Here is a 26,209-nt window from a genome sequence, read left to right on the forward strand (position 1 = left end):
GAAAAATGAAGCCTAAATTAGATGTTTTGATAGTAGATGATCAGGCAGGGGTACGTTATCTACTTGAAATATTGGTAAAAGAATCAGGGCATAGGGTTTTTACTGCACAAAACGGTGTCGAGGCTGTGGATCAAGTTCGCTTGGTCAAACCTGATTTGGTATTTATGGATGTAAGGATGCCTGTTATGGGTGGTTTAGAGGCGCTTGGAAAAATTAAAAAGATTGCTCCTCTGACAGAAGTGATTATGATGACGGCCTATAGTGCCGAAGACACTGCAACCATTGCTTTGCAAAAGGGAGCTATGAAATGTATGAGCAAACCCTTTGATGTTGAAGAAGTGAAAAATTTGTTGGATAATATAAATACCCATGAGGGTTCCTATGAACACACTTGTATTAAAAACTATGCGTAAAGTTGCATAGTTTTATTTTTTTAATATACTAGGGCATAGGAATGTTGATATAAAAGGGTATGTCCTGCTAGGAGCCTTATCTTTGCAGAGGGGGGGCTTTAATATATAATAACCATAGTTTGTCTGCTGTGAATTTAAATTTAAATTTATTTTTTATACTTCAACCTGATTGGAAAAAATAGATAGGACATGCTTTAAAGTTTATGTAGGCAAATAAGTCATTTTAGATGTAATGAAGGTGAACAATAAAGAATGAAATTATCAGAAATTAAGACCAGTACTCCAGAAGAAACAAAACAATTAGGAGAAAAGTTGGCGACATTGTTAATTCCAGGAGATGTAATATGTCTTAATGGTGACCTTGGAGCAGGAAAGACAGCCTTTTCTCAGGGCGTGGCTAGGGGTCTGGGCGTTAGCGGTGCCGTAACAAGCCCCACCTTTACCTTAATTAACGAATATGAAGGAAGACTCCCCCTTTATCATTTTGATGTCTATCGTCTTAGCGGCCCAGAGGACATGGAGGATTTAGGTTATGAGGATTATTTTTATGGGCAGGGTGTATGCCTGATAGAGTGGGCCGAAAAGGTAAAAGAGGTTCTGCCAAGAGAACTGTTAAATATAAATTTATTTAGGGAGTCCAATGCAGAGTCGGTTCGTAACATTTGTTTTGAACCTGTGGGAAAGCGTTATCAGCAGCTAGTAGAGGAGTTGAAGAAACTTGTATGTTCTAGGAATTGAAGCAGCAACACCGGTAGCTGGGGTAGCGGTAGTAGAGGATGGACGAATTCTGGCGGAACACTTGGTTAACAATCGTCGAACTCATTCAGTCAATTTATTACCCATGATTAAGGCTGTTATTGAAGAAGCAGGAATAAACCCTGGAGATGTCAATGGGGTAGCGGTATCTTCCGGTCCCGGTTCCTTTACTGGATTGAGAATTGGTATGACCACGGCCAAAACCCTTGCCTGGATTTGGCAAATACCGGTTATCGGGGTATCCACCTTGGAGGCTTTAGCTTTGCCTTTGGGAGCCAGGGATCAAATAGTTTGTCCGATACTAAATGCCCGTAAAAACGAAGTATATGCCAATATCTTTAGGGGACAATCAGGACGGCCCGAGAATTTATCAGGACCTTTGGCCATTGGTATTCCAGAGTTAGTACAAAGATTAGAAAAATGGCCAGAGAAGATCACCTTTATGGGGGATGCAGTTCCCATCTATCAAGAAGAAATTAAAAAGTTAATGGGTGACCGAGCAGAATTTAGCCCACAATCTACCCAACTGCCCAGAGGTGCGGCGGTGGCTGAACTAGGTTATTTGGAGTTGGTATCCGGGGGTGGGATTAAGCCCCTAGAACTTAAGGCCGACTATATCCGTTTATCCGAAGCGGAGGTAAAGTTAGCGGCAAAATGTGGGAAGTAGGTGAAGTCATGGAGGTTAGGCTGGTAGAGATGAAACTTGAGCATATTCCAGGTGTTCTGCAAATTGAGCAGGTATCTTTTCCAACACCCTGGTCTCAGCAATCCTTTACCTATGAAATTACGCAAAATAATTTTGCTTGCTATATGGTAGCTTTAAACGAAGAGAAAGTGGTTGCCTATGCGGGAATGTGGCTTGTTCTTGATGAAGCTCATATTACAAACATAGCTGTTCGTCCCGATTATCGAGGGAAAAAATTAGGGAAATCTTTATTATTGGAAATGATGCGCCAGGCAATAATGAGAGGTGCCGTGCGTATGACCTTGGAGGTAAGGCCCTCCAACTATACGGCCCGTAAGTTATATGAAATATTAGGTTTTAAGGAAAGAGGAGTTCGTAAAAAGTACTATACTGATACAAACGAGGATGCAATTATTATGTGGGTCGATCTGGTGAAAGTGCCGGACTTTGGCCCGGACTAGCCATTAGCCAGTGGCTTTTAGCTATTAGCTTTTAGCCATTAGAAACGCTTGTATAAAGGGGTAAGTATAGCTAAAAGACATGCATATCGTTACACCAGTAGTAAAGAGTAAAAACATGCCTAATTAAGGGGGCTGACTCCTGGACAGCAAAGTATCCTCAGTGATCCAGCCTCTCCTGTCACTAACAACAAACACAACTAGCTAACAGCTAAAGGCTAAAGGTTAAAAGTTAAAAGCTGACGAAGATGGAGGAAATATGAGTATAACAATTTTGGGTATTGAAACATCCTGTGACGAGACCTCTGCAGCGGTGCTGGTGGATGGGGTTGATCTACGTTCCAATATTGTAGCGTCTCAGATTGAAATACATAAAAAGTTTGGCGGAGTTGTACCCGAGGTAGCATCAAGAAAACATTTAGAGAATGTTCATCCTGTGATTATTGAGGCACTAGATAAAGCAGGAATTAACCTGGCGGATCTTGATGCTGTGGCCGTGACCTATGGCCCTGGCCTGGTAGGAGCATTGCTGGTGGGGGTGGCTGCGGCTAAGGCCATGGCCTACTCCCTGGATATTCCATTAATCGGTGTGAATCATCTGGAGGGACATATTGCGGCTAATTTTTTAGCCCAACCGGATTTACAATTTCCCTTACTTTGTCTTGTTGTATCCGGTGGACATTCTGATCTAGTATATTTGCCCAATCGTGGTGAATATAAGCTTCTGGGACGTACCCGTGATGATGCAGCGGGGGAAGCCTTTGATAAAATAGCACGTTCTATGGGTTTAGGCTACCCAGGGGGGCCGCTTATTGATAAACTGGCCAAAATGGGAAATCCTCAGGCAATCAGATTCCCCCGAGCCTATCTGGAAGAAGGAAGCTTCGATTTTAGCTTTAGCGGGTTAAAATCGGCTGTATTAAATTATTTAAATAGGGCCAAGATGTTAAATGAGGAAATTAACCAAGCTGACCTAGCTGCCAGCTTTCAAAGGGCAGTTGTGGAAGTTTTAGTGGACAAGACCATCCAGGCAGCCCGTCAAACAGGTGTTAAAACCCTGGTGGTAGCAGGTGGTGTGGCAGCAAACCAAGGACTGCGGGAGTTGCTTCAGGAGAGGGCACCCTCTGTAGGTTGCCAAGTTTTTTTTCCACCCTTAAACCTTTGCACCGACAATGCAGCCATGATAGCCTGTGCCGGGTACTATAAATTCCTTAGGGGTGACTTTGCCCCCTTGACCTTGAATGCTGTTCCAGGTTTACCATTGGGCGAAGAGAGGTATTAAATAGCCCTCAGCCCTCAGTCGTTAGTTTTTAGTTTTTGCTATTGGGCCATGGGCCTTGAGCCGTGGGCCTTGGGCTTTTTTGGCAACCGGTAGATATAAACTTTCCGACATGCATAAGAGCAAACAAGACTTGGCGCAAGACCCCTAAGTAAAACAGGCAAAAAAGCTGAGGGCTGACGGCTAAAAAGTGGTTTATCCACTGTTCTGTGGAAGAAAGCCTGTGGACAATGTGGATAAGTCTGTTAATAACTTATGAAATAAGGGTTTTTCTTGTGAATATTAAACAAATCCAACCGAACAAAAAAATATATTGACTCATTGCTGAGGTTATGGTAATTTATTGCTAAGTTGATATGAAATGTCGATGATGGAGAAAAGTAAATCATGCCCAACCTTACAGGGAGAAGAAGTCGAGACTGAAAGCTTCTTTATGGTATGGTTGATTGAAGTTCCCTCCGGAGTTTCTGTGCTGAAAACAATAGTAGGTGCAGACGGGACTTCCCGCCGTTAAAAGGGAAAAGGTATCGGATCATATCCCGTACCGGTAAAGTGGCTATTGGCAAGTAGGGTGGTACCACGGAAAGAATACTCCGTCCCTTGGGGATTTGGAGTTTTTTTATTTTTGTGGTGTCTTTACCGGGGGAGATTTTGTTCCCGTATCTATTTAAGTAGGGCCTTTGGCCAATTAGGGTGGTACCGCGGATGTATCTCCGTCCCTTCTGGGATGGGGTTTTTTTATTTTTTCAGGGTTCTTTGGAATTTATTTAATAAGTTTTATAAAAATTTGATAAAATGGAGGTGTATGATATGTCCTTATACTGGGATGTATATCATGAAACAATGTCAAGGGAGCAACTGGCAGATATTCAGTTGAAGAGGCTTAAGAGCCTAGTGCAAAGGGTTTATACTTCAGTTCCTTTTTACCGCCAGGCCTTCCAGGAAAAAGGAATTTCCCCTGGGGATATAAATTCTCTGGATGATCTAAAAAACTTGCCCTTTACTACCAAAAAAGATTTGCGGGACACTTATCCCTTTGGTTTGTTTGCGGTACCCCGTAGTGAAATTGTACGGATGCATGCCTCTTCAGGAACCACGGGGAAACCCATTGTGGTGGGTTATACCAAAAGGGACCTAGAAACTTGGTCTGACCTAGTGGCCCGTTGTATTACGGTGGCTGGTGGAACCAAAGAAGATGTGGTGCAAAACGCATACGGCTATGGTCTTTTCACCGGCGGTCTAGGAATTCATTATGGTGCTGAACGTCTCGGGGCAACCATTGTGCCGATTTCAGGAGGCAATACAGCACGTCAGATTATGCTCATGCAGGATTTTGGCACAACAATTTTAACCTGTACACCCTCCTATGCCCTGTATTTGGCTGAGGAGATTCATGCGGCTGGTGTTGATCTGAAAAACCTGCGGCTTAAAGCTGGTATCTTTGGTGCGGAACCCTGGTCTGATAATATGAGGATACAGTTAGAAGAAAAACTAGGAATTAGTGCCCATGACATCTATGGTTTGAGTGAAGTGTTGGGACCAGGAGTTGGTGTAGAATGCTCTTGTAAAAATGGACTGCATATTTTTGAAGATCATTTTATCCCGGAAATTATTGACCCTAAGACCGAGCAACCTGTTCCCTACGGACAAAAGGGTGAGCTAGTATTTACCACTTTAACCAAAGAAGGTTTCCCCGTCATCCGTTACCGCACTAGAGATATTTCAGCCCTTCACCCAGAAAAGTGTGCCTGTGGCAGAACCCACCTGCGCATGGAGCGCATAACTGGCCGAACAGACGATATGCTCATTATCAGAGGGGTAAATGTATTTCCATCACAAATTGAGAGTGTATTGCTGGAATTCGGCGAGACAGAGCCCCACTATCTTCTAGTAGTAGACCGCAAAGCTGGAATGGATGATCTGGAGATACAAGTAGAATTATCCCAAAAAATGTTTTCTGATAAGGTTGCAGCCCTGGAAGTTCTGGAGAGAAGATTGCGGCAGCGGATATTAAGTGTTTTGGGTATTTCTGCAAGGATAAGACTGGTAGAACCAAAATCTTTACCCAGAAGCGAAGGTAAGGCCAAAAGAGTTATCGATAAAAGGGAGTTATAAACTTTAGAAAGAAGGGGGTATTAGTTTGCGAGTACAGCAAGTATCCATTTTCTTGGAAAATAAGAAGGGACGGCTAGCCAATGTGACGGAAGTGTTGGGAAGGAATGATATTAATATTCGCGCCCTTTCCATTGCAGACACTACGGATTTTGGTATTCTTCGATTGATTGTTAACAAGCCTGAATTGGCCTATCAGGTTCTAAAGGCTGAAGGGTTTACCGTTAGTTCCACCGATGTTATTGCAGTGGAGGTTACTGATCAACCCGGTGGCTTAAGCCAAACTTTACGCCTCCTGGAAAAAGCAGAAATTAATATTGAGTATCTATATGCCTTTGTTACTCAAAGTTCCAGTGCAGCTTTAATTGTTTTCCGGGTAGAGCAGGTTGATGAAGCTATTAACGTATTAAAAGAAAATGGCGTCAATGTAGTACCAGGTGAAAAGGTATATCAAATTTAAATAAAAATCCTCCCTCAGGGAGGATTTTTCCAATGATAGCCATTAGCTATTAGTCTTTAGCCCGTTAGCCTAAAACCCAAAAGTCAACAGCTAATAGCTAAAAGCTAATGGCTAATAAAGAGGTATGATGATGGATAAAGATAGAATCAGAAAACAGGTATTAGAAGCCCGTGGCAATCTCAGTCAAGGGGAAGTAGTTGATAAAAGTAACAGTATTACAGAAAGGTTGCTTTGCTGTAATCTTTACCAACTTGCCAGGACAATCATGGTTTACTTAGACTTCCGCAATGAGGTTAAGACTGACAGTTTAATCAAACATGCCCTAGGTACTGGAAAGCAGGTTGTGGTTCCTGTGGTCAATACCCAGGACCGCTCCATGATATCATCTCTCCTTGTGAATTACCCGGAAGACCTTACCAGCGGTTCTTATGGGATTTTGGAGCCTGCCCCAGATAAAGTTCGTCCTATGGACCCCAGGGAGATTGATTTGGTTATTGTGCCGGGGGCAGTATTTGATTACCAAGGTAACCGGATGGGTTATGGCGGAGGATACTATGACCGTTTCCTACCTCGTCTTAGAAAGGATGCTGTGGCACTGGCCTTGGCCTATGAATTTCAAGTTAGGCAAGATTTTGCAATGCTTATGGGCCAATATGATCAGCCTGTTCAATATATTGTTACAGAAAAACGAATTATCCAGTGCCAGAACTCAGTACTTTAGGCATTGGCTAATTCCCCGATATGCTGCAGCTTACGAGCAATATATTGATCCAGCCGCTCCACATACTGTCTGGGGTCCTTGGCATTATATTCGTTTACCAGGGTAAAGGTTTCTGGGTCCACCCACTTGGAACCAGCACCAACCCCTAGACCAATAATGGTTTGACGTTCCTCGATCATTTGAATGTTGTATATACATTCATGACCGGGCAAGGCATAGCCGATGTTTTCCAGATTACCAACCATTTGTTTCTGTCGGTACATATAATAAGGCTGTTGACCAAGGACTGCTGCCCCCCTAGCAGTTTCCTGCCACATGGCTACAGCCTCCTCGGCCTGTAACAGGGGAAATTCGGCCAAACGCTGTTTTAATATTGAAGCGCGTTTAAGTGCCAGTGCATGGACTGTTATATTTTCCGGTTTAAGCATTAGTACACTGTTCATGGTTCGAGCAACATCCTCAACTGTTTCTCCGGGCAATCCAATTATTAGATCCATATTTAAAGTAGGAAAAGAATATTTTCTGGCTGACTCAAAGGAGTCATAAATATCCTCAACGGTATGGGCGCGGCCGATTATGTCCAGGGTTTTTTGGTTCATGCTTTGGGGATTGATGCTCAGTCGATTTACTCCTGAATCGGCAAGCAGAGCAAAAACGTCGTCATTTAAGGTATCGGGACGACCTCCCTCCACAGTAAATTCCAGGGTATGATTAGTTTTTAGATACTGCTGGATGGCCTGCAGTAAAAGCTGAAACTTATCATAATTTAGGCTGGTAGGAGTACCACCACCCAGATAGATGCTTTGCACAAGTAAGCCCTGGGATTTTATAGCTTCTCCAATAACTTGTATTTCTTTTAGCAGTGCCTTTAGGAAAGGGTCCACCATATCCCGGTGACGTTTAATGGGATAGGATGGAAAGGAGCAGTAAAGGCATCTAGAAGGGCAAAAAGGAATACCAATATAGATTGCGATTAATTTTTTGGTTTGTTCCTTTGATAAGAGAAATGGTCGTTGGATCCCTGCGACAGAGGTGATTAGATTTGCTTTATCCTGCCTCAGGGCATAATTATTCTGCAAGTAATTCTTTACTAATTCTATGTCCCAACCAAAATCAAGTAGGCGGTGAACCACTTTAGTGGGACGAATGCCAGTCATGATACCCCAGGGGGAGGGGTTGGTTCTACTATAGGAAACCAAAAGTTTATATACGGCCATCCGAGCCAGGCGTTTTAGTTCATTTGGGCTTTCCTCCGGTGTAATTGGCTGACCTTCTTCTCGTTGGGCTAAGGATACATCCTTGGCAAACAGTTGGGCCTCAGCAAAAAGTTCTTCTAAATTACCTAGGTTCAAATGGAGGGAAAAATCCCCTCTATCTTCAGCCACCAACTCTGCACCGGGATAAAATAACCAAATAATGTCTTGGATAGTTCCCCTGTATTCAAAGGCGATGTTTGAAAGGCCAATGATCAATTTTCTCTCTCCTTTTTGACAAATTACGGCACCGTTATGTAATAATCAACATAACACTTGCTGGAACAGGCAGGATATTTTGACATTGCATTGTAATAATAACACAAATAGACTCCATTCCAATAAGAGGGGAGATTAACATGAACGAACAAAAGGAAAAAGTTTTACAGAGTGTTAAAGAAGTAGCAAAGGATGGCAAGATTTCCTGTACAGCTGCTAGAAGGATCGCCAATGATAATAATGTACCACCGAAGTTTGTGGGAGATATCTGCGATGAGCTAAAAATAAAAATTAAGGCCTGTGAATTAGGTTGTTTCTAAATGCAGTCAAGGTAAAGGGCCACTCTTTTTACACTTGGAGGAATGACTTTGGAATTATTTAAAGTACTAACAGTTCAGCAGGCTCGCACAGCCGTAGCCTCCCATTTGCCTGCTTGGCATAACGAAGAAACTGTAACACTTCTGCAAAGTTTAAATCGAATATTAGCGCAAGACATTACTGCTCAAGAAGATGTTCCCGGGTTTGACCGTTCTACCATGGATGGCTATGCCCTACGAGCCAGAGATACCTTTGGGGCTTCTGAGAGCCTGCCCTCCTATGTGGATGTGACCGGGGAGGTATTGATGGGTGAAGAGGCCATGGGACCAATTGGGTCTGGGCAAGCTTGGTCCATTCCCACTGGAGGCATGCTACCTCCCGGAGCTGATGCAGTGGTCATGGTGGAATACACAGAGGAGCTTGATGAGAGAACTATTGGTGTTACCAGGCCGGCAGCGCCAGGAGATAATCTGGTACGGCGGGGGGAAGATGTGACTAAAGGTGCTGTGGTATTAACCGCAGGGCATCGATTACGCCCCCAGGATCTAGGTATATTAGCAGCAGTGGGTGTTACGGAAGTAGTTGTTCAAAAACCAGTCAAGGTGGGCATTTTATCTACGGGTAATGAGCTAATCACACCAGACCAACCCACCAGTCTAGGAAAAGTAAGAGACATTAATTCCTATACTCTATATGGACAGGTTTTAGAAGCAGGCGGACGACCTACACTATACGGAGTTATTGAAGATAATTTTGATTCTTTGCAACGGGCAGTGTTAACTGCTCTGAGGGAAAATGAGATGGTGCTCATTTCCGGTGGCAGCTCTGTAGGTGCCAGAGATGTCACAGCTAAGGTCATTGAAACCCTAGGTAGCCCAGGGCTATTGTTTCATGGTATTGCCATTAAGCCTGGTAAACCTTCCATTGGAGCTGTAGTGGACGACAAGGTTGTTTTTGGCTTACCCGGTCACCCTGTCTCAGCCATGATTGTTTTTGATTTATTAGCCAGACCTTTAATCCAAGGAGCAACTACCAGAGATAGCAGCAGAAATTACCCTTTGCGGGCTGCTATTACTAGAAATATTCACTCTGCCACCGGGCGCGAAGACTTTCAGAGGGTTAGTCTGAGGCGGCTGGAAAATGGCACTATCGTGGCAGATCCAGTACTAGGCAAATCCGGTCTCATTAGTACAATGGTGAAGGCCGACGGCGTGGCCCATATTCCCCTGACTAAAGAAGGGGTAGAGGCCGGCGAATTGCTTGATGTTTGGCTTTTTTAGCATAGAAGAATAGGAGATTAAGCTGATGAGAAATAAACGTGATGTATACCTAGATGATCGTCCGTGGGAAGAGGCCCTAGAGGGGTTGCTCAATCACCTTAGGGAAAAGGGATCATTGGTCCCCTTAGAGCCTGAGGAGATTAATACTGAGGAAGCATTGGGACGGGTTACCGCAGAACCTATTTTTGCCTTTAATTCCTCACCTCACTACAATGCTTCAGCTATGGACGGCATTGCAGTGGATTCCGCCGTCACCTTTGGTGCCTCAGATGCTTCACCTAAACTCATTCGATTAGGGGAGAAGGCACAGGTGGTGGACACCGGAGATCCTATCCCGGCCGGATGTGATGCCGTTATTATGATCGAGGATGTTCACTTTGTGGAGGAAGAAGTATTTGAAATTACCTCTGCAGCAGCCCCCTGGCAACACGTGCGGGCCATTGGGGAAGATGTTGTAGCCACAGAGATGATACTGCCCGCCAACCATAAAATTCGGCCCATGGATATCGGGGGAATCTTGGCCGGTGGGATTGGTAAAATAAGAGTTCACCGCAAACCTAAGGTGGCTTTATTGCCTACGGGAACAGAATTAGTTCAGCCGGGAGGCGATATAAAGCCAGGTGATATTGTTGAGTATAATACACGAGTTTTTGGTTCTTTAGTTCGTACCTGGGGCGGTGAACCCCTGCGTTGGCCCATTACTATTGATGATTGGGGTAAACTCAAACAATCGATTCTTGCGGCAGTGGCGAAGGCAGATATTGTAGTTATCAATGCCGGATCTTCGGCCGGGCGGGAAGATTTTACCGCAGAGTTAGTACGTGAACTGGGCACACTGTTAACCCATGGTGCAGCCATTAAGCCAGGCAAACCTGTTATCCTAGGTGAAATCAATGATAAACCTGTAATTGGTGTACCGGGTTATCCGGTATCGGCCTATTTAGCTATGGAGTTATTTGTTCGTCCCATTGTCTTCAAAATGTTAGGTGCGGTACAGCCCAATCCAGTCACTGCGGAGGCCATCATTTCTCGTAAAATGCCATCTCCAATGGGAGTGGAGGAATTTATCAGGGTAAAGATGGGTCAGGTGGGGGAGAAATTGATAGCCACCCCCATCTCTAGGGGAGCAGGAGTCATCATGTCCCTTGTGAGGGCGGATGGTATGTTAAGGGTGCCCCGTCTTTCGGAGGGGTATCGGGCAGGGGAATCCGTCAAGATCGAACTGATGCGCCCTCTGGAGGAAGTTCGCCAGACTACAGTGGTCATTGGAAGCCATGATATGACCTTGGACATTTTAGCTAACCATCTGCGCAGAAGGTTTCCGGAAGCCAGCCTTTCCAGTGCCAATGTTGGCAGTTTAGGAGGTCTTTCAGCCTTAAAACGGGGTGAATGCCATTGCTCCGGGACCCATTTGTTGGATGAGGAGACAGGTGGTTATAATGTGAGCTATATTCAGAGATTGTTGGGTGATCGCCCCGTGGTCCTGGTCAATCTAGTTTACCGTCAGCAAGGCCTAATGGTGGCTAAGGGTAACCCCTTGAATATTCAAGGTTTAGAAGACTTAGGTCGAGAAGGAATACGTTTTATTAACCGGCAACGAGGAGCGGGTACCAGGATATTGTTGGATTACCGCCTCAAGCAATTAAATATTGATCCGGATACTATTTATGGTTACACCCGGGAGGAATATACTCACATGGCCGTTGCAGCGGCTGTGGCCAGTGGAGCTGCTGATGCCGCACTGGGTATCTTGGCAGCGGCCAAGGCATTGGAGCTAGATTTTGTCCCGGTGGTGGAAGAACGCTATGACCTCTGTATTCCAGGTGAATATTGGGAAACACCATATATCAAACGTTTGCTAGAAGTAATTGCAACCACAGAGTTTAGACAGCAGGTAGAAGCCCTGGGTGGCTATGATTTGCGGGATTGCGGCGGTGTTATGTATCGTCAAGGAATCTAGGAGGAAGTATGAAGAAGAATGACCCGGAAAACCTGAATCAGCCTCTAGAAGAACATTTTCAACCAGGTTGTAAAGTATGGTTGAAAATGGGGGAGACGGATTTTGGAGATGGGCTCTATTATCTTCTTTTGAATGTGCAACGTTATGGGTCCATATCCCAGGCAGCTAAAAGTATGGGCATGTCTTACCGTGCTGCCTGGGGCAAAATAAAAAAGGCAGAAAAAAACTGGGGATTTTTGCTTGTTCAAACCCAAGTGGGGGGAGACTCAGGTGGCGGTGCCACACTGACACCTGAAGGAAGTAAACTGGTCAAGTGTTTTGGAGAGTTTCGCAGAAAGATGGGAAAGGTTAGTCAGGAGATTTTCAACCAGTGTTTTGGGGAGTAGCTATTAGCTGTTAGCCATTAGCCAATAGCAATTAGCGGTTAACCCCTAGACCTTTGAGAAAGTAATAGGAATACGGTTTAAGCTTGGTTTGCATGAATTAGTAAAAAACTGGGGTAGGTTTTGACTACCTACCCCAACACCCGCTCTGGATAAGTATAGACATTCATGCGTTCTCCTTTAGCAAAACCCACCACAGTAATACCTAGTTTTTCAGCCATTTCTAGGCCTAAATCTGTGGGGGCTGAGCGGGAGATGATTACTGGTAATCCCATTTTACCAATTTTAATAACAATTTCTGAAGAGACTCTACCGCTAAAGACAAGAATTTTATCATTTAAAGTAATACCATCTAAAAAGGATCTACCAAAGATTTTATCCACTGCATTATGACGTCCCACGTCTTCATAAAAATAAATAACCTCTGTGGGATTACATAGAGCAGCGTTATGAACGCCCCCGGTTTCTTTAAAAAGTTGGGACATCTCTTCTAAGCGATCAGATAAATCCCATACTTGCCCTGGGGTTACCAATATATTGGTAGACACCTTATTCATGCTTTTTGCATCATTGACAAAGTAAAAGACAGGCCGTCCACGACCGCAACAGGTTGTGATGTTTCTTTTTAAAAACTTGGACTCTGTTTCTATACCTGGTGCATCCAGGTAAACTACCCCGTTTTCTTGATCAATTCGTAGGTCTTTTATTTCATTTGGTGACTGTAATAGTCCTTCCGAGCAGAGAAATCCAACGGCCAATTCTTTAATTGCCTGGGGAGAACATACCATTGTAACAAACTCTTGATCATTTAAAAACAGTGTTATGGGTACTTCTCGTACAAGGGAGTCTTCAGTAGTTATTATTTTGTCACCTTTAACGCGGATAATTTTAGTTGTTGTTTTGTTTATTTGCCAGACCATTTGATAACCTCCTAGAAGGTGAAGGAAAATTCTATACCTTTATTGTACCTTAATGCTACCAATGTGTGAAGATTAGATCAAAACTGAGGTGAAGATATAATGTACAAAATAGGGATCGTAACCATGAGTGATAAGGGGTCCCAGGGACAAAGGGAAGATATCAGCGGTGCCACAATAAGAGATATGGTCAAGGAGCTAGGATCTGTTGAACAATATCGTATAGTACCTGATGACCTAGAAGTTATTAAAGACACCTTAATTGAATTTGCCGATGAAAAGGGTTTGGATTTGATTCTCACTACTGGCGGAACTGGGTTGGGACCTAGGGACAATACACCAGAGGCTACCCTTGCTGTAATAGATAGGCAGGTGCCTGGACTAGCAGAAGCCATTCGAGCTGAGAGCTTGAAAAAAACACCAAAGGCTATGCTTTCAAGGGCTGTTAGTGGCACTAGGGGTAAAACTTTAATAATAAACTTACCTGGTAGTGTTAAAGGAGTTCGGGAGTGTCTGGAGGTTGTTTTGCCGGTGTTACCCCATGGAATAGAAATATTAACTGGTCGTGGGGGAGAATGCGGACAATCATAAAAAACTAAATTTTGTAAAAAAAATTGCATAAAATATCCTGGTATATGGCAACAATATCTAATAGGGGTTGTAATAGGCAAGAACCTATGTAAATGTAATGTAGAAGGAGAAATTAAAAGGAAAATATCCGTATTCTGGATTATACAAGCATAATTGGATTTATTTGTTTGACGGAGTATTTGCTTTTAAATTTCTTGTTCTATATTATATTTATTAGGTGTTAGCACTCAACACTGATGAGTGCTAACAGAAGAGCTTACCCGTTAATTAAAAAACCTTAATATTTTACAAGGAGGGGTTTTTTGTGATTAAACCATTAGGTGACAGGGTAGTAGTTAAGGCACTGCCCCAGGAAGAAAAAACTAAAAGTGGTATTGTACTACCTGATACTGCAAAGGAGAAGCCCCAGCAGGGTGAAATCGTGGCTGTAGGCCCTGGTCGTCTGCTGGAAAATGGTCAGCGTGCTGCCCTAGATTTAAAGGCAGGGGATAAGGTGTTTTTCTCCAAGTATGCTGGCAATGAAATTAAACTGGAAGAAGAAGAATATTTAATCCTGCGTGAGATGGATATTCTGGCTGTTATTGAATAATTTTTTCTTTGTACTTACTCAGTAATTTTAGATTCTTAAGGAGGTTATAAACCTTGGCAAAAGAAATTATCTTCCGCGAAGATGCTCGCAGAGCACTAGAAAGAGGCGTTAATGCTCTGGCCGAAGCTGTTAAAGTAACCCTCGGCCCCAAAGGTCGTAACGTAGTAATCGAGAAAAAATTTGGTGCTCCTACCATTACCAACGATGGTGTTACTATCGCCCGTGAAATTGAACTGGAAGACCACTTTGAAAATATGGGAGCTCAATTAGTCAAGGAAGTAGCAACTAAAACCAATGATGTTGCCGGTGATGGCACAACCACTGCTACTGTTTTAGCTCAAGCACTGGTACGTGAAGGTCTCAAGAACGTAGCTGCCGGTGCTAACCCCATGATTATTAAACGTGGTATCGAAAAGGCTGTTGAAAAGGCTGTTGAAGAAATTAAAGCAATGGCTAAGCCCATCGAAAGCAAAGAAGCTATTGCTCAAGTTGCAACCGTTTCTGCCAACGATGATTCTATCGGTAACCTGATTGCTGAAGCTATGGAAAAAGTAGGTAAAGATGGTGTTATCACCGTTGAAGAATCCCAAGGTATCGGTACCAATTTAGAAGTAGTTGAAGGTATGAACTTCGACCGTGGTTATATTTCTCCTTACATGATCACTGATACTGATAAGATGGAAGCAGCCCTGACTGATCCCTATATCTTAATCACTGATAAAAAGGTTTCCTCTGTACAAGAACTTCTGCCTGTTTTGGAAAAGGTTGTACAAACCGGCAACAAGCCTGTACTGTTGATTTGCGAAGATCTGGAAGGCGAAGCTCTGGCTACTTTGGTACTGAACAAACTTCGTGGTACTCTAAATGTAGTTGCCGTAAAGGCTCCTGGTTTTGGTGACCGTCGTAAGGCTATGTTGGAAGACATCGCTATTCTGACCGGTGGTACCGTAATTACCGAAGAAGTTGGTCTGAAACTGGATAAAGCCGATCTAGAAATGCTTGGAACTGCCCGTCAAATTCGTGTTAAGAAAGAAGAAACCATCATCGTTGGCGGAGCTGGAGAGCAAGCTCAAATTGAAGGACGTATTGCTCAAATTAAGAAGCAAATCGAAGAAACCACTTCTGAATTTGACCGTGAAAAACTGCAAGAGCGCCTGGCTAAGCTGGCTGGCGGTGTAGCTGTAATTCAGGTTGGTGCTGCAACTGAAGTTGAAATGAAAGAGAAAAAGCTGCGCATCGACGATGCTCTAAACGCTACCCGTGCTGCTGTTGAAGAAGGTATTGTTCCCGGTGGTGGCTCTGCCTTTGTGAATGTTATTTCCTCTTTAGACAGCATTCAGCTGGATGGTGACGCTAAAACTGGTGTAGATATCGTTAAGCGTGCTTTGGAAGAGCCCCTGCGTCAAATTGCTAACAATGCGGGTCTGGAAGGCTCTGTAGTGGTAGAAAAAGTACGTACCACTGGCAAAGGTTTCAATGCTATGTCTGAAGAATATGTTGATATGATTACTGCGGGTATTATCGACCCAGCTAAAGTGACCCGTTCTGCTTTACAGAACGCTGCTTCCATTGCAGCTATGGTTCTGACCACCGAGACTTTGGTAGCTGATAAGCCTGAAAAGGAAGGCGCTAACCCAATGGCCGGAATGGGCGGTATGGGTGGCATGGGCGGCATGATGTAAGAAAAAGCCTGAATCCCGCTCATGCCAAGGGTTTGAGCTGTTCAGGGCCCTTTAGAAACCCTGTGGGGTAACAAAAGGGTAACATTTTCCGTCAAAACACAAATCCATACCTGGTAGAGGTATGGATACTTAGAGGCTTCTCATAAGTTCAACTTTTGGGAGGCCTCTTTTTTCATTGATTTGATTACGTGCATATATACCGTTCTGGTATGATCCCAAGACACCTTAGTATACCATCCTTTGTTGCATGTAATTCAACTAATTTGATTATACCGTAGAGGGAAAATAAAAATAATATTTTTCCAGCAAGTTTTTGTATGGCAAGCAACTAACAGATGCCCCAGGTATTAAACAACTCCTTTACAATACAAGACTAAATTTTTTAGACATAGTTGGAACAATACTTAAAAGAGGTTATAAGAACTCAAAATTAATAATTGGGGACTAGCCCATATCATGACTAAACAATTATATTAGTGAACATAACATCATTTTGGGTAACATAAGTTTATATTTGGCAGGGCAGGTATTTTATCTAAAATAAGGCAAACTAGCATATTATCAGAACTTAATATAGTTTTCTGAAAGACACAAAGGGGGAGTTGTTGAATCTAATGTGCTTGGTACTAACTAGGTATCTTCAAAATTAAAAGCCAAGAGATCTTTCCGACCGCTTGGCTTTGTTTAATAACCATTTAACTAAAAACTAAATTTGTCAATGTCTAAGATTAACCATAACTCTTCACCTTTTTTAACGATACCTTTAATATATTGATTACTTCCAACCTTTAGTTCTACCTGTTGTATTTCATCATCCTGGAAATCCTCTACTTCACATACGTTATCAACTATTAAGCCATACTTACGATTACTGACATCAGAAATAATTATTCTAGTGTCTTCAGTAAATTCACCTTCTGGTAAACCTAAATACCGTCCTAATCTTACCACGGGAATAACCTTTTCTCTTAAACTGATAACCCCTTCAATAACACCAGATGTGCCAGCAATAGGAGTTATTTTTTGAAGCTTAATAATTTCTTGGGAGGACATTATGTCTATTCCGTACTTAATATTACTAATCTCAAATATTACAGCTTTAGTTCTGGCCATTATTGAAACACCATCCTTTTATAATTCATCATTAGATAGTTTACTAAGTTGCTCGGATAGTGCCATTATTTCTTCAACGCTTGCATTTACCTCTTGAACTGCAGCTGCTTGTTGTTCGGTAGTGCTTAAAGTAGAGCTGGAAGATTCCAGTGTTTTATGAACTGACTTTTGTATGTTAGTTGTTAAATCTCGTATTCTTATAACTGTTTGCTTAGATTCATCAGATAGTTTTCTAATCTCTTGGGCTACAACTTCAAAACCTCGACCTGCTTCGCCTGAGCGTGCTGCCTCAATTGCTGCATTCAGACCTAGCATTTTAGTTTCATCGGCTATCTGTTTAATAAAAGCCAGTACTTCATTAATTTGAGCTGAAAGAGACTGTACATTTTCTATTTCTTTATTTAATAGGTGTTGGTTTTGTGAAACCTCTGCTCTGATCTTTTGATTTTTATTACAAAATAAACTTTCATGATCCCTGCTGGTCACTGGCTATGATAAAAATTGAATATGACCTTTAATTTTTACAAAACACCTAAATCTATATTTAGAGCAAGATTAGTTCGTTGTTTTATGCGGAGGTTTGACCCCGATAGATAACTGAATGGAAAAACTTTTGAGAACAGGATTTGGATCTAAAATCAGGATAAAGAGATGTGTGGGGTTGGTAATATCATAAAAAAAACCATCAAATTTGTATTTGAAGGGCAAACCAAGACACAATTACCTTTACACTGTAAAAACACCATATGTATAGGCAACCTGGCAATCATACCTATTAATAGGCTTAGACCCAAGGCTTTGCGTCCCTAACTTTCGTTAAGTTTGCCGTTTCTATATTTTTTGACAAATTATGATAAATAATAAGCTAATAATACATTATTTTACGAGTATTTGCAATTTACGAAAAAGATGTTAATTTTATTAGTTAGGATCTTAGAATTTTAGTCTGTTCCTATTACGTGTGATGTGTGAACAACTGACCAGAAAGAAAATATGATAATCAGTTATAGTTCTCCACTGAAATTAATTCCCATATTATAAAGCATCCTTGTACAGTCCAAGCTATTCTTCAGCAAAGTCCTCAAACAGGGTGTTTTTTCTTCAGCATAGGTCTTACCAATTCATAATACGGAATCAGGGCTGCAAATATTGCATTATTTATAAAAAAATGCAATATTTGCAGCCCTGACTCCATGTACCTTTAAGCATTTAAGAAGCTACAACCTATCTTAGTCTATTTTGCTAAATATTCCTTTCAATATATCTAGATCTTTTACTATAACATGACGCGTGTGATCTTCTAATGCATGTAATTCCTTTAAACGTTTTAGTGCTTGGTTTACAGTAACCCGGTGCATTCCTAAAACACCCCCTATGTCTTCCTGTGTAAGGGGAATCATTGGGGTACCTTTTTTATCTGTAAGATTATGTCCTTGGTGCAGCAGGTAGACTAGTTTGGCCACACGTACGATTGGTTTGTTGAATGTGAAATCTTCTACTTGTGTTGATAAAATATGAACTTTCCTTGATAACATTTGGATAATAGATATGGTAAGATCGGGGTGTTTCGCAATTATTTCTTGTAATACCACTTCTTTAGGGAATACATAGATTTCACAATCAGTAAGGGCAACAAAACTATAGTCACATGGTTTCTGGTTAAAAAAGGGTGTCTCGCCAAAAATACAACCTGAATCAATATACCAGACAATTTTCTGATGTCCTGAAGGACTAATTGCAACGGTTTTAACCCGTCCATTTTTTAAATAATAAAGGCAGTCAATCAGTTTACCTTCATCTATAATAATACCTTTTTTTTTAACTTGCTTAACTCTTCCTTTGCTCAAGACACTATCCCATTGAATTTGCTGGTCTGTGTATATCCACGGAGAGCCTAATAATTCTAATTTTGTATTCATAGTTATTATGTCCCCTCTGATATAGCTAATGCACATGAAAAGTATACTATGTTTTGTCAAATCGGACAATGTAAATGCTAATGTGTATTCTAAAAAAGTAAATTATCTCAAAAAATAATTAACTTGTAAATATGACAACAGACTTAATCAGGTAATTTACTTATCATAATAGCTAAGAGGAAACCATGCATGGAATCTGGTGTTTGTTGAAAAGTTACACAAAACCACAGTTAGGAGGGATAGTTTTAACTTTTGTGCCTAATAATGCAAGAGGTAGCTATTTAGGTCACCGTAAGGCACTGCGGTGCTGTTGAATATCCGTAAGCATAATTGGTTATGAGTTTATTGTTCATTTTTGGTAGATATATTGAGATGGAGGTTGAGCATATTGGCAGATGGTAGTGAAAGAAAACCAAGTTTGTCTGAAGCCACTATGGCATTTGTAATCCCTGTAATGTTTATATTATGGGGCACAGTTATTGCAAAATTACCTGCTGTACTTGCATTGATTATTGCAACAGTAATCGCTTGTTTATTTGGCAAATACTTTGGTTACTCATGGAAAACTTTGCAAGAAGGTATGTTCGAGTCTGTGTATCGGGTTAATATTGCTATTTTTATTTTGATAGTTGTGGGTATGTTGGTAGGTGTATGGATTCTTGGGGGGACTATTCCAACTATCATCTATTGGGGTCTTAAACTTATATCTCCATCTAGTTTTCTTGTTTCAACTTTCTTATTGTGCGTGGTTGCTTCTACCATGACTGGGACATCATTTGGGACCATAGGAACAGTTGGTATTGCTTTAATGGGTGTTGGTCAAGCACTTGGTTACCCATTACCGTTAATTGTTGGGGCGATTGTTTCTGGAGCTTATTTTGGAGATAAAATGTCTCCTGCATCTAGTTCAACAAATATTGCCTCCTCTGTTTGTGAAGTTGATTTGTTTAGCCATATTGGTTCAATGATGTGGACAACATTACCTGCTGCTGTTCTAACAGCTATTATTTACACTATCATGGGTATGAATCATACAGGCGGAGGAGACCTTGGGGGTGGGATTGCAACTATCCTACAGACGCTAGGTTCCACCTTCAATCTATCACTCTGGACATTGGTTCCGCCTCTGGTATTGATGGTATTGGCTTATCGTCGAGTCCCTGCGGTGCCACTTCTTACCCTCTCTGTTGTCCTTGGTGCTATAGTTGCATTCGTAATTCAAGGACAATCAATAAATGCCATTTGTAATGCTGCAGTTAATGGTTATGTAGGCCAAACAGGGGTAAAGCAATTAGATTCCTTGCTGAGTCGTGGTGGAATCAATAGTATTACTAGCACAGTAATGTTATTGATTGCTGCAGTTTCCTTTGGTGGTGTTTTAGAAAAAACTAGGGTATTGGAAACCATTGTAGATGCAAGTCTAAAATGGGCTACCAATGTTGGTCGACTGATTATCGCAGTTTTATTTGCTAGTTATATCATGCTTATCGGGACAGGTAGCCAGTCTGTTACGATGATCATTCCGGGACGTGCCTATGCCCCAGTATTCAGAGAAAGAGGGTTACATTTGAGAGTCCTTTCTCGGACAGTAGAAGATGGTGGTTGTATTGCAAGTCCCCTTGTGCCTTGGAGCGTTCATGCTTTTTATATCTTTGGTATTCTTGGCGTAAGTGCTTATGATTTTGCACCATATGCTTTTATGTGTTGGCTTGTTCCACTATTCTCAATTACCTATGGGTATACAGGCTTTGCTATATGGCGATCAGATAATTCAAGTATTCGTAAACCCGCAGCTACAGTGAAGGCTTAAATTTTTTAGGAGGCAAAAATGATGTCAAAGAATGAAAATGATCAAGTGTTTAGTATTTTTGAACAAATGGAAAAATATGGCCACGAACAGTTAATCTTTAACTATGATAAGACCACCGGGCTAAAAGCAATTATTGGTATACATGATACTACTTTAGGACCAGCTTTAGGCGGATGCCGAATGTGGAATTATGAAAGTGAACAGGATGCAATCATAGACGTACTACGTCTTTCCCGTGGTATGACGTATAAATGCGCTATTTCTAATGTAATGTGTGGTGGTGGTAAAACTGTTATCATTGGCGATGCCAAGAAAGATAAATCCGATGAACTTTTCCAAGCTTTAGGAACATTTGTGGAAACTCTGAAGGGGCGTTTCTGGACTGGGACAGATGTTGGAACCACCGGGTTAGACTTTGTTTCTGCTAATAAACAAACTAAATTTGTGAACGGATTGCCAGAAGAGTTTGGTGGTAGTGGAAATTCTGGGATTATTACTGCTTTTGGTGTCTATAAAGGGATGAAAGCAACTGCCAAAGCAGCCTTTGGCACTGACTCCTTAAAGGACTTAACGGTTGCTATTCAAGGCCTTGGTAAGGTTGGTAAAGTTCTTACCCAACATCTACTGGGCGAAGGTGCAAAAGTAATTGCTACAGATATTTTCGAAGAGAATATTATAGCAGTAAAGGAAGCTCATCCAGAAGTTACAATCGTTAAACCTGATGAAATCTTTAGTGTAAAATGCGATATCTTCTCTCCAAATGCCTTAGGTGCAATTATTAACGACAAAACAATTAATCAACTTACTTGTAAAGCTATTTGCGGAGCAGCAAATAATCAGTTAGCTGAGCCTCGCCATGGGGATAAATTGCACGAGCTGGGTATTCTTTTTGCGCCGGATTATGTAGTGAATGCTGGTGGACTTATTGCAGTGGCTGATGAATTCTATGGTTTCAATAAAGAACGTGCTTTTAAGAATGCAAGCTTAATTTATGATACAGTAGGCTGTATTCTTGAAATTTCCAAGAAAGAAAACAAACCACCCTATGCAGTAGCAGATCTTCTTGTTGATGAAAAGCTTGATAAAGTGATGCGTTTGCAAAATAAATATACTGTTAAATAAATCAGCACTGCAGTATAAGACTAAGAATAATTTGTTGGTGGTTGTAAAACTTAAATGAGGTTACTCCACTTAATGGAGTAACCTCATCACCTTAAAAGGATCTTGTTAGTAATCGTCATGGTTAAACATAAGAAAAGATTTCTTCTTATTAATTATTAGTGGTTCAACCTTTTAGTTCATAGAAGGAACCTAGAGGGGAGGATAAACTGTGAACTACAGCGGATTTGACGCATTGCGGAAAAAGGCAGTTAATATGCCCAAAAAGATAATAGCAGTTGCTGCTGCCCATGATGAAGAAGTTATTTTAACTGTGGCAGAGGCCTATAAAAAAGGCATTGCGGATTTTATCCTGGTTGGGGATAAGAAACTGATAGGGGAACTGGCACAAATAAATGAAGTAAATTTTGATTTTGCGGTAATTGAAGAAAAGGATGAAAAAGAGGCAGCATTGAAGGCGGCTGAGCTTGTCAGGACAGGTAGGGCAGACGTCTTAATGAAGGGACTTTTGAATAGCAGTGTGTTCTTAAAAGCAGTACTGGATGAAAACAGAGGCTTGAAGACCGGAAAACTGCTAAGTCATCTGGCAGCCTTTGAGATTCCTGCCTGTGCCAAACTAGCTTTTCATACCGACGGTGGCATGAACACATTTCCGAACCTGGAAAGTAAAAAACAAATTATCGCCAACGCTCTGGATGCTCTGAATAAAATGGGCATCGAGGAACCAAAGGTGGCAGTGCTGGCGGCCAATGAGTTAGTCAGTGAAAAGATGCCTTCTACGGTGGACGCAGCCGCTCTGGTTGAGGCGGTGCAAAAAGGCGAACTGCCGAGATGTATCATTGAGGGACCAATGGCCATGGATGTGGCATTAAGCAAAGAAGCAGCCGGGCATAAAGGTATTGCCAGTAAAATAAGCGGTGATGTGGATTTGTTCGTAATGCCAAACATTGAAGCTGGCAACATGGTAGGAAAGACACTTCTCTATGCCGCTAGGGCCAAGATGGCAGGGGTAATATTGGGGGGAACAAAGCCGGTTGTCATGACCTCTAGGGCAGAAAATGCTGAGGGTAAATTGAATTCAATTCTTTTAGCATCCTTGGTATCGTAACAACTAGGAAGGGGAGCAAAACATCATGAAAAAATTGCTATCAGGCAATGAAGCATTGGCCAGAGGAGCCTACGAAGCGGGCGTGCGGTTTGCAGCAGCCTATCCGGGTACCCCAAGCACAGAAATATTAGAAAACATAATTCAATATAAAGAGGTCCGCTCCGAGTGGGCACCCAACGAAAAGGTAGCCATGGAAGCTGCAATTGGAGCATCCATCGCAGGTGTTAGAAGTATGGCCTCTATGAAACACGTTGGGCTAAATGTTGCGTCTGATCCTTTGTTTACCTTTGCTTATACAGGTGTAAATGCCGGTATGGTGGTAATTACAGCGGATGAGCCGGGGCAGCATTCGTCCCAAAATGAACAGGACAATAGAAACTATGCCAAGGCTGCAAAGATTCCGATGCTTGAACCCTCCGACAGTCAGGAAGCAAAGGACATGATCAAGGAGGCCTTTGCCATCAGTGAAGCAAATGACACACCGGTATTGATTCGTATGACAACAAGGGGTTGTCACTCTAAGAGCATTGTTGAAATCTCAGAGCCAATTGAGGCACCTTATAAGGAATATGTAAAGGACGTTAAGAAGTATGTTACAGTGCCAGCCAATGCCAGGGAAATGAGGAAAAGGGTTGAGGTACGGGAAGAGGTATTGGCAGCATATTCTAATAGGTCACCCTACAACAAGATTGAAAACGAGGGTAAGTCAATTGGTGTTATCGCTTCTGGAACCGCCTATTGTTTTGCCAAGGAAGTATTTGGGGAAGGAGTAAGTTATCTGAAACTAGGCTTCACCTATCCGCTGCCGGATCAATTAATTGAAACCTTCTGCAAGGGCATGGAAAAAATTTATGTTATTGAGGAAAATGATCCAATTATCGAAGAAAGAGTAAAAATGTTAGGCTTCTCCTGTCATGGCAAGGATACCTTCCCACCCTATGGTGAACTAACACCAGATGTAATTCGTAAGTCCGTTTATGGCACAGAACTGCCGGTAATAGAATATGACGAAACAAAGATTATCCAAAGACCACCTACCCTTTGTGCAGGATGTCCTCATAGAGGTTTCTTCTATGAACTAGGCAAGCGGAAAAACGTCATGGTGGCCGGTGATATTGGCTGCTATACCCTGGCCTTTGCCGAACCATATAATGCCATGGATTTCAATATTTGTATGGGAGCAAGCTTCAGTGCAGGACATGGTGCCCAACTGGCCTTTGATCTCAAGGGAGATAGTACAAGAGTAGTATCCGTTTTAGGGGATTCTACCTTCTTCCATACGGGAATTAACTCCCTAATTGAAGTTCTCTATAATAACAGCAAAACCGTAAATGTCATCTTAGATAACCGCATTACAGGAATGACAGGGCACCAAGAAAACCCTGGCAGCGGCAAGCATGCCAATGGCAGTGCTGCACCAATCATTGATATTGAAACAGTAGTCCGAGCCTTGGGTGCCAAGCATGTAGCAGTCATTAATCCCAATGATTTAGCCAAAGTAAAGGAAACATTAGATTGGGCTCTTTCCCTGGACGAGCCTTCGGTTATCATAACAAAATGGCCTTGTGTGTTGAAAAAAATGAGCAACCTCGATCAGGAGCAGTTTGCTGGAGCATTTAAAGCAAAGTATAAGGTTGACAGCGACCTGTGTATCGGCTGCAAGATATGCACAAAGGCAGGGTGCCCTGCATTGTCAGTAAACCCAGACATCAAGAAGGCAGTTATTGATAGGACCCAGTGTGTAGGTTGTCAGGTCTGCGCACAGGTTTGTGCCAAGAGGGCCATTGTCAAGGAGGAGAACTAAGATGACAAAGAGCATTATGTTGGTAGGTGTAGGGGGTCAGGGAACCATTTTAGCTAGCAAGTTATTGACTCAGGGACTAATGGAAGCTGGTTACGATGTAAAGATGAACGAAATACATGGCATGTCCCAGCGGGGCGGCGCTGTGTCCTCACAGATAAGGTTTGGCGATAATGTCTCATCCCCAGTAATCGAAAAGGGTGGGGCAGATATCCTGGTTTCCTTCGAATTAATGGAAGCTCTGAGATGGCTGGGCTACCTGAAAGCCGGAGGTAAAATTGTTGTAAATAATTATCAGATGAATCCGATGCCAGTGGTAATGGGAAAATGTAGATATCCAGAGGGGATTTTGGAGGAGCTTAAGCAGAAGGCAGCCACAAGTGCCTTTAATGCCATGGCAGAAGCACAAAAGCTTGGCAATCCAAAGGTAATGAATGTGCTTTTGCTGGGAACTATTATTAAGCTGATGAAGCTTGAAGACATCAATTGGAAAAAAATCATGGCAGAAAACGTAAAGCCAGCCTTCCTGGAAATAAATTTGAAGGCCCTGGAAGTTGGAAAGGCATTGGTGTAAGGGTTTGACACAGCAAGATAGAAAAAGTACCGGAGTTCCTGCCTTTTGTGCTGTTGTACTCCTGAGCTTTGCTTTGATTTTGATTTTCCCCGCTTCAAGGGAGATTTTTAGAGGACTTTCGGCGGAGCATCCTTTTAGCATGGGCTTTGTAAAATTTGTTTTTCTGGCCACAGTGGGTGAATTAATCGCTGCCAGAATCAGCAACGGTCTTTGGCTGCTGCCCCCCAAAATTCTGGCAAGGGCCTTAATTTGGGGCTTAATTGGTGCAGTTCTAGCTTTTATGCTCAAGATTTACAGTGGGGGTGTCAAAGTCGCCTTGGCTGCGGGAGTTTTGCCAGGAGCTGAATCCCTATTTCTAAAGGCATTGCTTACTAGTGCGGTAATGAATATTACATTTGGTCCTGTGATGATGGGCTTTCATAAAATGACAGACAAATACCTTGAATTAAAAGCTAGAGGTGCAGGGCAACTGGATGTCAAGGCCGTTGCTAGGGCAACGGACTGGGAAGGGTTTATCTCCTTTGTAGTCCTAAGAACAATACCAATTTTCTGGATACCAGCCCATACAATTACCTTTATGTTACCTGCCGAATACCAGACGATGATGGCTGCTGCACTGTCAATTGCACTGGGCATTATCTTAAGTCTTAGGGAAAAGCCCAATGCAACTGAACCTTCATAATAAATGG

Annotated in this window: 26 protein-coding genes, 1 riboswitch and 1 other annotated feature; of the genes, 21 read left to right on the plus strand and 5 right to left on the minus strand. The window is 42.2% G+C overall.

The window, feature by feature from the left end; genetic code table 11:
* Positions 1–5: 5 nt before the first annotated feature.
* The 8 genes from ACYQ03_RS04940 (at position 6) to ACYQ03_RS04975 (ending at position 6,884) form a co-directional block, all read left to right on the plus strand.
* Positions 6–413, plus strand: coding sequence for a response regulator (locus tag ACYQ03_RS04940; protein ID WP_459908053.1), 408 nt, complete (start codon positions 6–8; stop codon positions 411–413).
* A 252-nt stretch (positions 414–665) separates the two neighbouring features.
* Positions 666–1,151 (plus strand): tRNA (adenosine(37)-N6)-threonylcarbamoyltransferase complex ATPase subunit type 1 TsaE, encoded by a 486-nt coding sequence (gene tsaE, locus ACYQ03_RS04945; RefSeq protein WP_459908054.1) that lies wholly within the window; start codon positions 666–668, stop codon positions 1,149–1,151.
* Complete coding sequence (gene tsaB, locus ACYQ03_RS04950; protein ID WP_459908056.1) at positions 1,132–1,836, plus strand: tRNA (adenosine(37)-N6)-threonylcarbamoyltransferase complex dimerization subunit type 1 TsaB; 705 nt, start codon at positions 1,132–1,134, stop codon at positions 1,834–1,836. Before tsaE ends, tsaB begins: the two co-directional genes overlap by 20 nt.
* 8 nt (positions 1,837–1,844) lie before the next feature.
* A complete protein-coding gene (gene rimI / locus ACYQ03_RS04955; protein ID WP_459908057.1) occupies positions 1,845–2,315 on the plus strand; it encodes a ribosomal protein S18-alanine N-acetyltransferase in 471 nt (156 codons plus the stop codon).
* Between the two features lie 256 nt (positions 2,316–2,571).
* A complete protein-coding gene (gene tsaD, locus ACYQ03_RS04960; RefSeq protein WP_459908058.1) occupies positions 2,572–3,594 on the plus strand; it encodes a tRNA (adenosine(37)-N6)-threonylcarbamoyltransferase complex transferase subunit TsaD in 1,023 nt (340 codons plus the stop codon).
* A 355-nt stretch (positions 3,595–3,949) separates the two neighbouring features.
* Positions 3,950–4,195, plus strand: a binding site (T-box leader).
* A 206-nt stretch (positions 4,196–4,401) separates the two neighbouring features.
* Positions 4,402–5,706, plus strand: a complete 1,305-nt coding sequence (locus ACYQ03_RS04965; protein WP_459908059.1) for a phenylacetate--CoA ligase family protein — start codon at positions 4,402–4,404, stop codon at positions 5,704–5,706.
* Positions 5,707–5,731: 25 nt separating this feature from the next.
* Positions 5,732–6,163, plus strand: a complete 432-nt coding sequence (locus ACYQ03_RS04970) for an ACT domain-containing protein (RefSeq protein ID WP_459908061.1) — start codon at positions 5,732–5,734, stop codon at positions 6,161–6,163.
* Between the two features lie 130 nt (positions 6,164–6,293).
* On the plus strand, positions 6,294–6,884 hold the full coding sequence (locus ACYQ03_RS04975) for a 5-formyltetrahydrofolate cyclo-ligase (RefSeq protein WP_459908062.1): 591 nt from the start codon (positions 6,294–6,296) through the stop codon (positions 6,882–6,884).
* On the opposite strand, the gene hemZ is transcribed toward ACYQ03_RS04975, so the two are convergent.
* Complete coding sequence (gene hemZ / locus ACYQ03_RS04980; protein WP_459908064.1) at positions 6,881–8,356, minus strand: coproporphyrinogen dehydrogenase HemZ; 1,476 nt, start codon at positions 8,354–8,356, stop codon at positions 6,881–6,883. The two genes, ACYQ03_RS04975 and hemZ, sit on opposite strands and share 4 nt — an antisense overlap.
* A gap of 140 nt (positions 8,357–8,496) precedes the next feature.
* On the opposite strand from hemZ, the gene ACYQ03_RS04985 reads away from it, so the two are divergent.
* Genes ACYQ03_RS04985 through ACYQ03_RS05000 form a run of 4 tightly spaced genes read left to right on the plus strand, consistent with a single transcriptional unit; the run spans position 8,497 to position 12,300 of the window.
* The gene (locus ACYQ03_RS04985; RefSeq protein WP_459908065.1) at positions 8,497–8,676 is read left to right on the plus strand and encodes a hypothetical protein; all 180 of its coding nucleotides are present in this window, start codon (positions 8,497–8,499) and stop codon (positions 8,674–8,676) included.
* A 48-nt stretch (positions 8,677–8,724) separates the two neighbouring features.
* A complete protein-coding gene (locus ACYQ03_RS04990) occupies positions 8,725–9,954 on the plus strand; it encodes a molybdopterin molybdotransferase MoeA (protein WP_459908066.1) in 1,230 nt (409 codons plus the stop codon).
* 25 nt (positions 9,955–9,979) lie between these two features.
* A complete protein-coding gene (locus ACYQ03_RS04995) occupies positions 9,980–11,914 on the plus strand; it encodes a molybdopterin biosynthesis protein (RefSeq protein ID WP_459908068.1) in 1,935 nt (644 codons plus the stop codon).
* 8 nt (positions 11,915–11,922) lie between these two features.
* Entirely contained in the window at positions 11,923–12,300 is a 378-nt protein-coding gene (locus tag ACYQ03_RS05000; protein ID WP_459908069.1) for a winged helix-turn-helix domain-containing protein, read from the plus strand.
* Positions 12,301–12,428: 128 nt separating this feature from the next.
* On the opposite strand, the gene fdhD is transcribed toward ACYQ03_RS05000, so the two are convergent.
* Positions 12,429–13,217, minus strand: coding sequence for a formate dehydrogenase accessory sulfurtransferase FdhD (fdhD, locus tag ACYQ03_RS05005; protein WP_459908070.1), 789 nt, complete (start codon positions 13,215–13,217; stop codon positions 12,429–12,431).
* A 99-nt stretch (positions 13,218–13,316) separates the two neighbouring features.
* On the opposite strand from fdhD, the gene ACYQ03_RS05010 reads away from it, so the two are divergent.
* The 3 genes from ACYQ03_RS05010 (at position 13,317) to groL (ending at position 16,076) form a co-directional block, all read left to right on the plus strand.
* The gene (locus tag ACYQ03_RS05010) at positions 13,317–13,805 is read left to right on the plus strand and encodes a MogA/MoaB family molybdenum cofactor biosynthesis protein (RefSeq protein ID WP_459908071.1); all 489 of its coding nucleotides are present in this window, start codon (positions 13,317–13,319) and stop codon (positions 13,803–13,805) included.
* Positions 13,806–14,109: 304 nt separating this feature from the next.
* A complete protein-coding gene (gene groES / locus ACYQ03_RS05015; RefSeq protein WP_459908072.1) occupies positions 14,110–14,394 on the plus strand; it encodes a co-chaperone GroES in 285 nt (94 codons plus the stop codon).
* Positions 14,395–14,447: 53 nt separating this feature from the next.
* The gene (gene groL, locus ACYQ03_RS05020) at positions 14,448–16,076 is read left to right on the plus strand and encodes a chaperonin GroEL (protein ID WP_459908074.1); all 1,629 of its coding nucleotides are present in this window, start codon (positions 14,448–14,450) and stop codon (positions 16,074–16,076) included.
* Positions 16,077–16,775: 699 nt separating this feature from the next.
* On the opposite strand, the gene ACYQ03_RS05025 is transcribed toward groL, so the two are convergent.
* The 3 genes from ACYQ03_RS05025 to ACYQ03_RS05035 all read right to left on the minus strand — a co-directional run bounded on the left by ACYQ03_RS05025 (position 16,776) and on the right by ACYQ03_RS05035 (position 19,108).
* On the minus strand, positions 16,776–17,189 hold the full coding sequence (locus ACYQ03_RS05025) for a chemotaxis protein CheW (protein WP_459908076.1): 414 nt from the start codon (positions 17,187–17,189) through the stop codon (positions 16,776–16,778).
* A gap of 18 nt (positions 17,190–17,207) precedes the next feature.
* Positions 17,208–17,675: a methyl-accepting chemotaxis protein gene (locus ACYQ03_RS05030; RefSeq protein WP_459908078.1), complete on the minus strand. Its 468-nt coding sequence runs from the start codon at positions 17,673–17,675 to the stop codon at positions 17,208–17,210.
* Positions 17,676–17,939: 264 nt separating this feature from the next.
* Positions 17,940–18,026: riboswitch (cyclic di-GMP riboswitch) on the minus strand.
* Positions 18,027–18,418: 392 nt separating this feature from the next.
* Complete coding sequence (locus ACYQ03_RS05035) at positions 18,419–19,108, minus strand: Crp/Fnr family transcriptional regulator (protein WP_459908079.1); 690 nt, start codon at positions 19,106–19,108, stop codon at positions 18,419–18,421.
* A gap of 388 nt (positions 19,109–19,496) precedes the next feature.
* On the opposite strand from ACYQ03_RS05035, the gene nhaC reads away from it, so the two are divergent.
* The 6 genes from nhaC to ACYQ03_RS05065 all read left to right on the plus strand — a co-directional run bounded on the left by nhaC (position 19,497) and on the right by ACYQ03_RS05065 (position 26,202).
* Complete coding sequence (gene nhaC, locus ACYQ03_RS05040) at positions 19,497–20,918, plus strand: Na+/H+ antiporter NhaC (RefSeq protein ID WP_459908081.1); 1,422 nt, start codon at positions 19,497–19,499, stop codon at positions 20,916–20,918.
* A gap of 21 nt (positions 20,919–20,939) precedes the next feature.
* Entirely contained in the window at positions 20,940–22,040 is a 1,101-nt protein-coding gene (locus ACYQ03_RS05045) for a Leu/Phe/Val dehydrogenase (protein ID WP_459908082.1), read from the plus strand.
* Positions 22,041–22,248: 208 nt separating this feature from the next.
* On the plus strand, positions 22,249–23,145 hold the full coding sequence (locus ACYQ03_RS05050; protein WP_459908083.1) for a phosphate acyltransferase: 897 nt from the start codon (positions 22,249–22,251) through the stop codon (positions 23,143–23,145).
* A gap of 25 nt (positions 23,146–23,170) precedes the next feature.
* A complete protein-coding gene (gene iorA / locus ACYQ03_RS05055) occupies positions 23,171–24,949 on the plus strand; it encodes an indolepyruvate ferredoxin oxidoreductase subunit alpha (RefSeq protein ID WP_459908084.1) in 1,779 nt (592 codons plus the stop codon).
* Between the two features lies 1 nt (position 24,950).
* On the plus strand, positions 24,951–25,520 hold the full coding sequence (locus ACYQ03_RS05060) for an indolepyruvate oxidoreductase subunit beta (RefSeq protein WP_459908085.1): 570 nt from the start codon (positions 24,951–24,953) through the stop codon (positions 25,518–25,520).
* Between the two features lie 4 nt (positions 25,521–25,524).
* Entirely contained in the window at positions 25,525–26,202 is a 678-nt protein-coding gene (locus ACYQ03_RS05065; protein ID WP_459908087.1) for a hypothetical protein, read from the plus strand.
* Positions 26,203–26,209: the final 7 nt, after the last annotated feature.

This window comes from Desulfotomaculum defluvii, assembly GCF_054657375.1.

Coding starts and splice junctions, on each gene's coding strand:
- ACYQ03_RS04940 (WP_459908053.1), top strand. CDS start 6: ATGAAGCCTAAATTAGATGTTTTGATAGTAGATGATCAGGCAGGGGTA.
- tsaE (WP_459908054.1), top strand. CDS start 666: ATGAAATTATCAGAAATTAAGACCAGTACTCCAGAAGAAACAAAACAA.
- rimI (WP_459908057.1), top strand. CDS start 1,845: ATGGAGGTTAGGCTGGTAGAGATGAAACTTGAGCATATTCCAGGTGTT.
- tsaD (WP_459908058.1), top strand. CDS start 2,572: ATGAGTATAACAATTTTGGGTATTGAAACATCCTGTGACGAGACCTCT.
- ACYQ03_RS04965 (WP_459908059.1), top strand. CDS start 4,402: ATGTCCTTATACTGGGATGTATATCATGAAACAATGTCAAGGGAGCAA.
- ACYQ03_RS04975 (WP_459908062.1), top strand. CDS start 6,294: ATGGATAAAGATAGAATCAGAAAACAGGTATTAGAAGCCCGTGGCAAT.
- ACYQ03_RS04985 (WP_459908065.1), top strand. CDS start 8,497: ATGAACGAACAAAAGGAAAAAGTTTTACAGAGTGTTAAAGAAGTAGCA.
- ACYQ03_RS04995 (WP_459908068.1), top strand. CDS start 9,980: ATGAGAAATAAACGTGATGTATACCTAGATGATCGTCCGTGGGAAGAG.
- ACYQ03_RS05000 (WP_459908069.1), top strand. CDS start 11,923: ATGAAGAAGAATGACCCGGAAAACCTGAATCAGCCTCTAGAAGAACAT.
- fdhD (WP_459908070.1), bottom strand. CDS start 13,217: ATGGTCTGGCAAATAAACAAAACAACAACTAAAATTATCCGCGTTAAA.
- ACYQ03_RS05010 (WP_459908071.1), top strand. CDS start 13,317: ATGTACAAAATAGGGATCGTAACCATGAGTGATAAGGGGTCCCAGGGA.
- ACYQ03_RS05025 (WP_459908076.1), bottom strand. CDS start 17,189: ATGGCCAGAACTAAAGCTGTAATATTTGAGATTAGTAATATTAAGTAC.
- ACYQ03_RS05035 (WP_459908079.1), bottom strand. CDS start 19,108: ATGAATACAAAATTAGAATTATTAGGCTCTCCGTGGATATACACAGAC.
- ACYQ03_RS05045 (WP_459908082.1), top strand. CDS start 20,940: ATGTCAAAGAATGAAAATGATCAAGTGTTTAGTATTTTTGAACAAATG.
- iorA (WP_459908084.1), top strand. CDS start 23,171: ATGAAAAAATTGCTATCAGGCAATGAAGCATTGGCCAGAGGAGCCTAC.
- ACYQ03_RS05060 (WP_459908085.1), top strand. CDS start 24,951: ATGACAAAGAGCATTATGTTGGTAGGTGTAGGGGGTCAGGGAACCATT.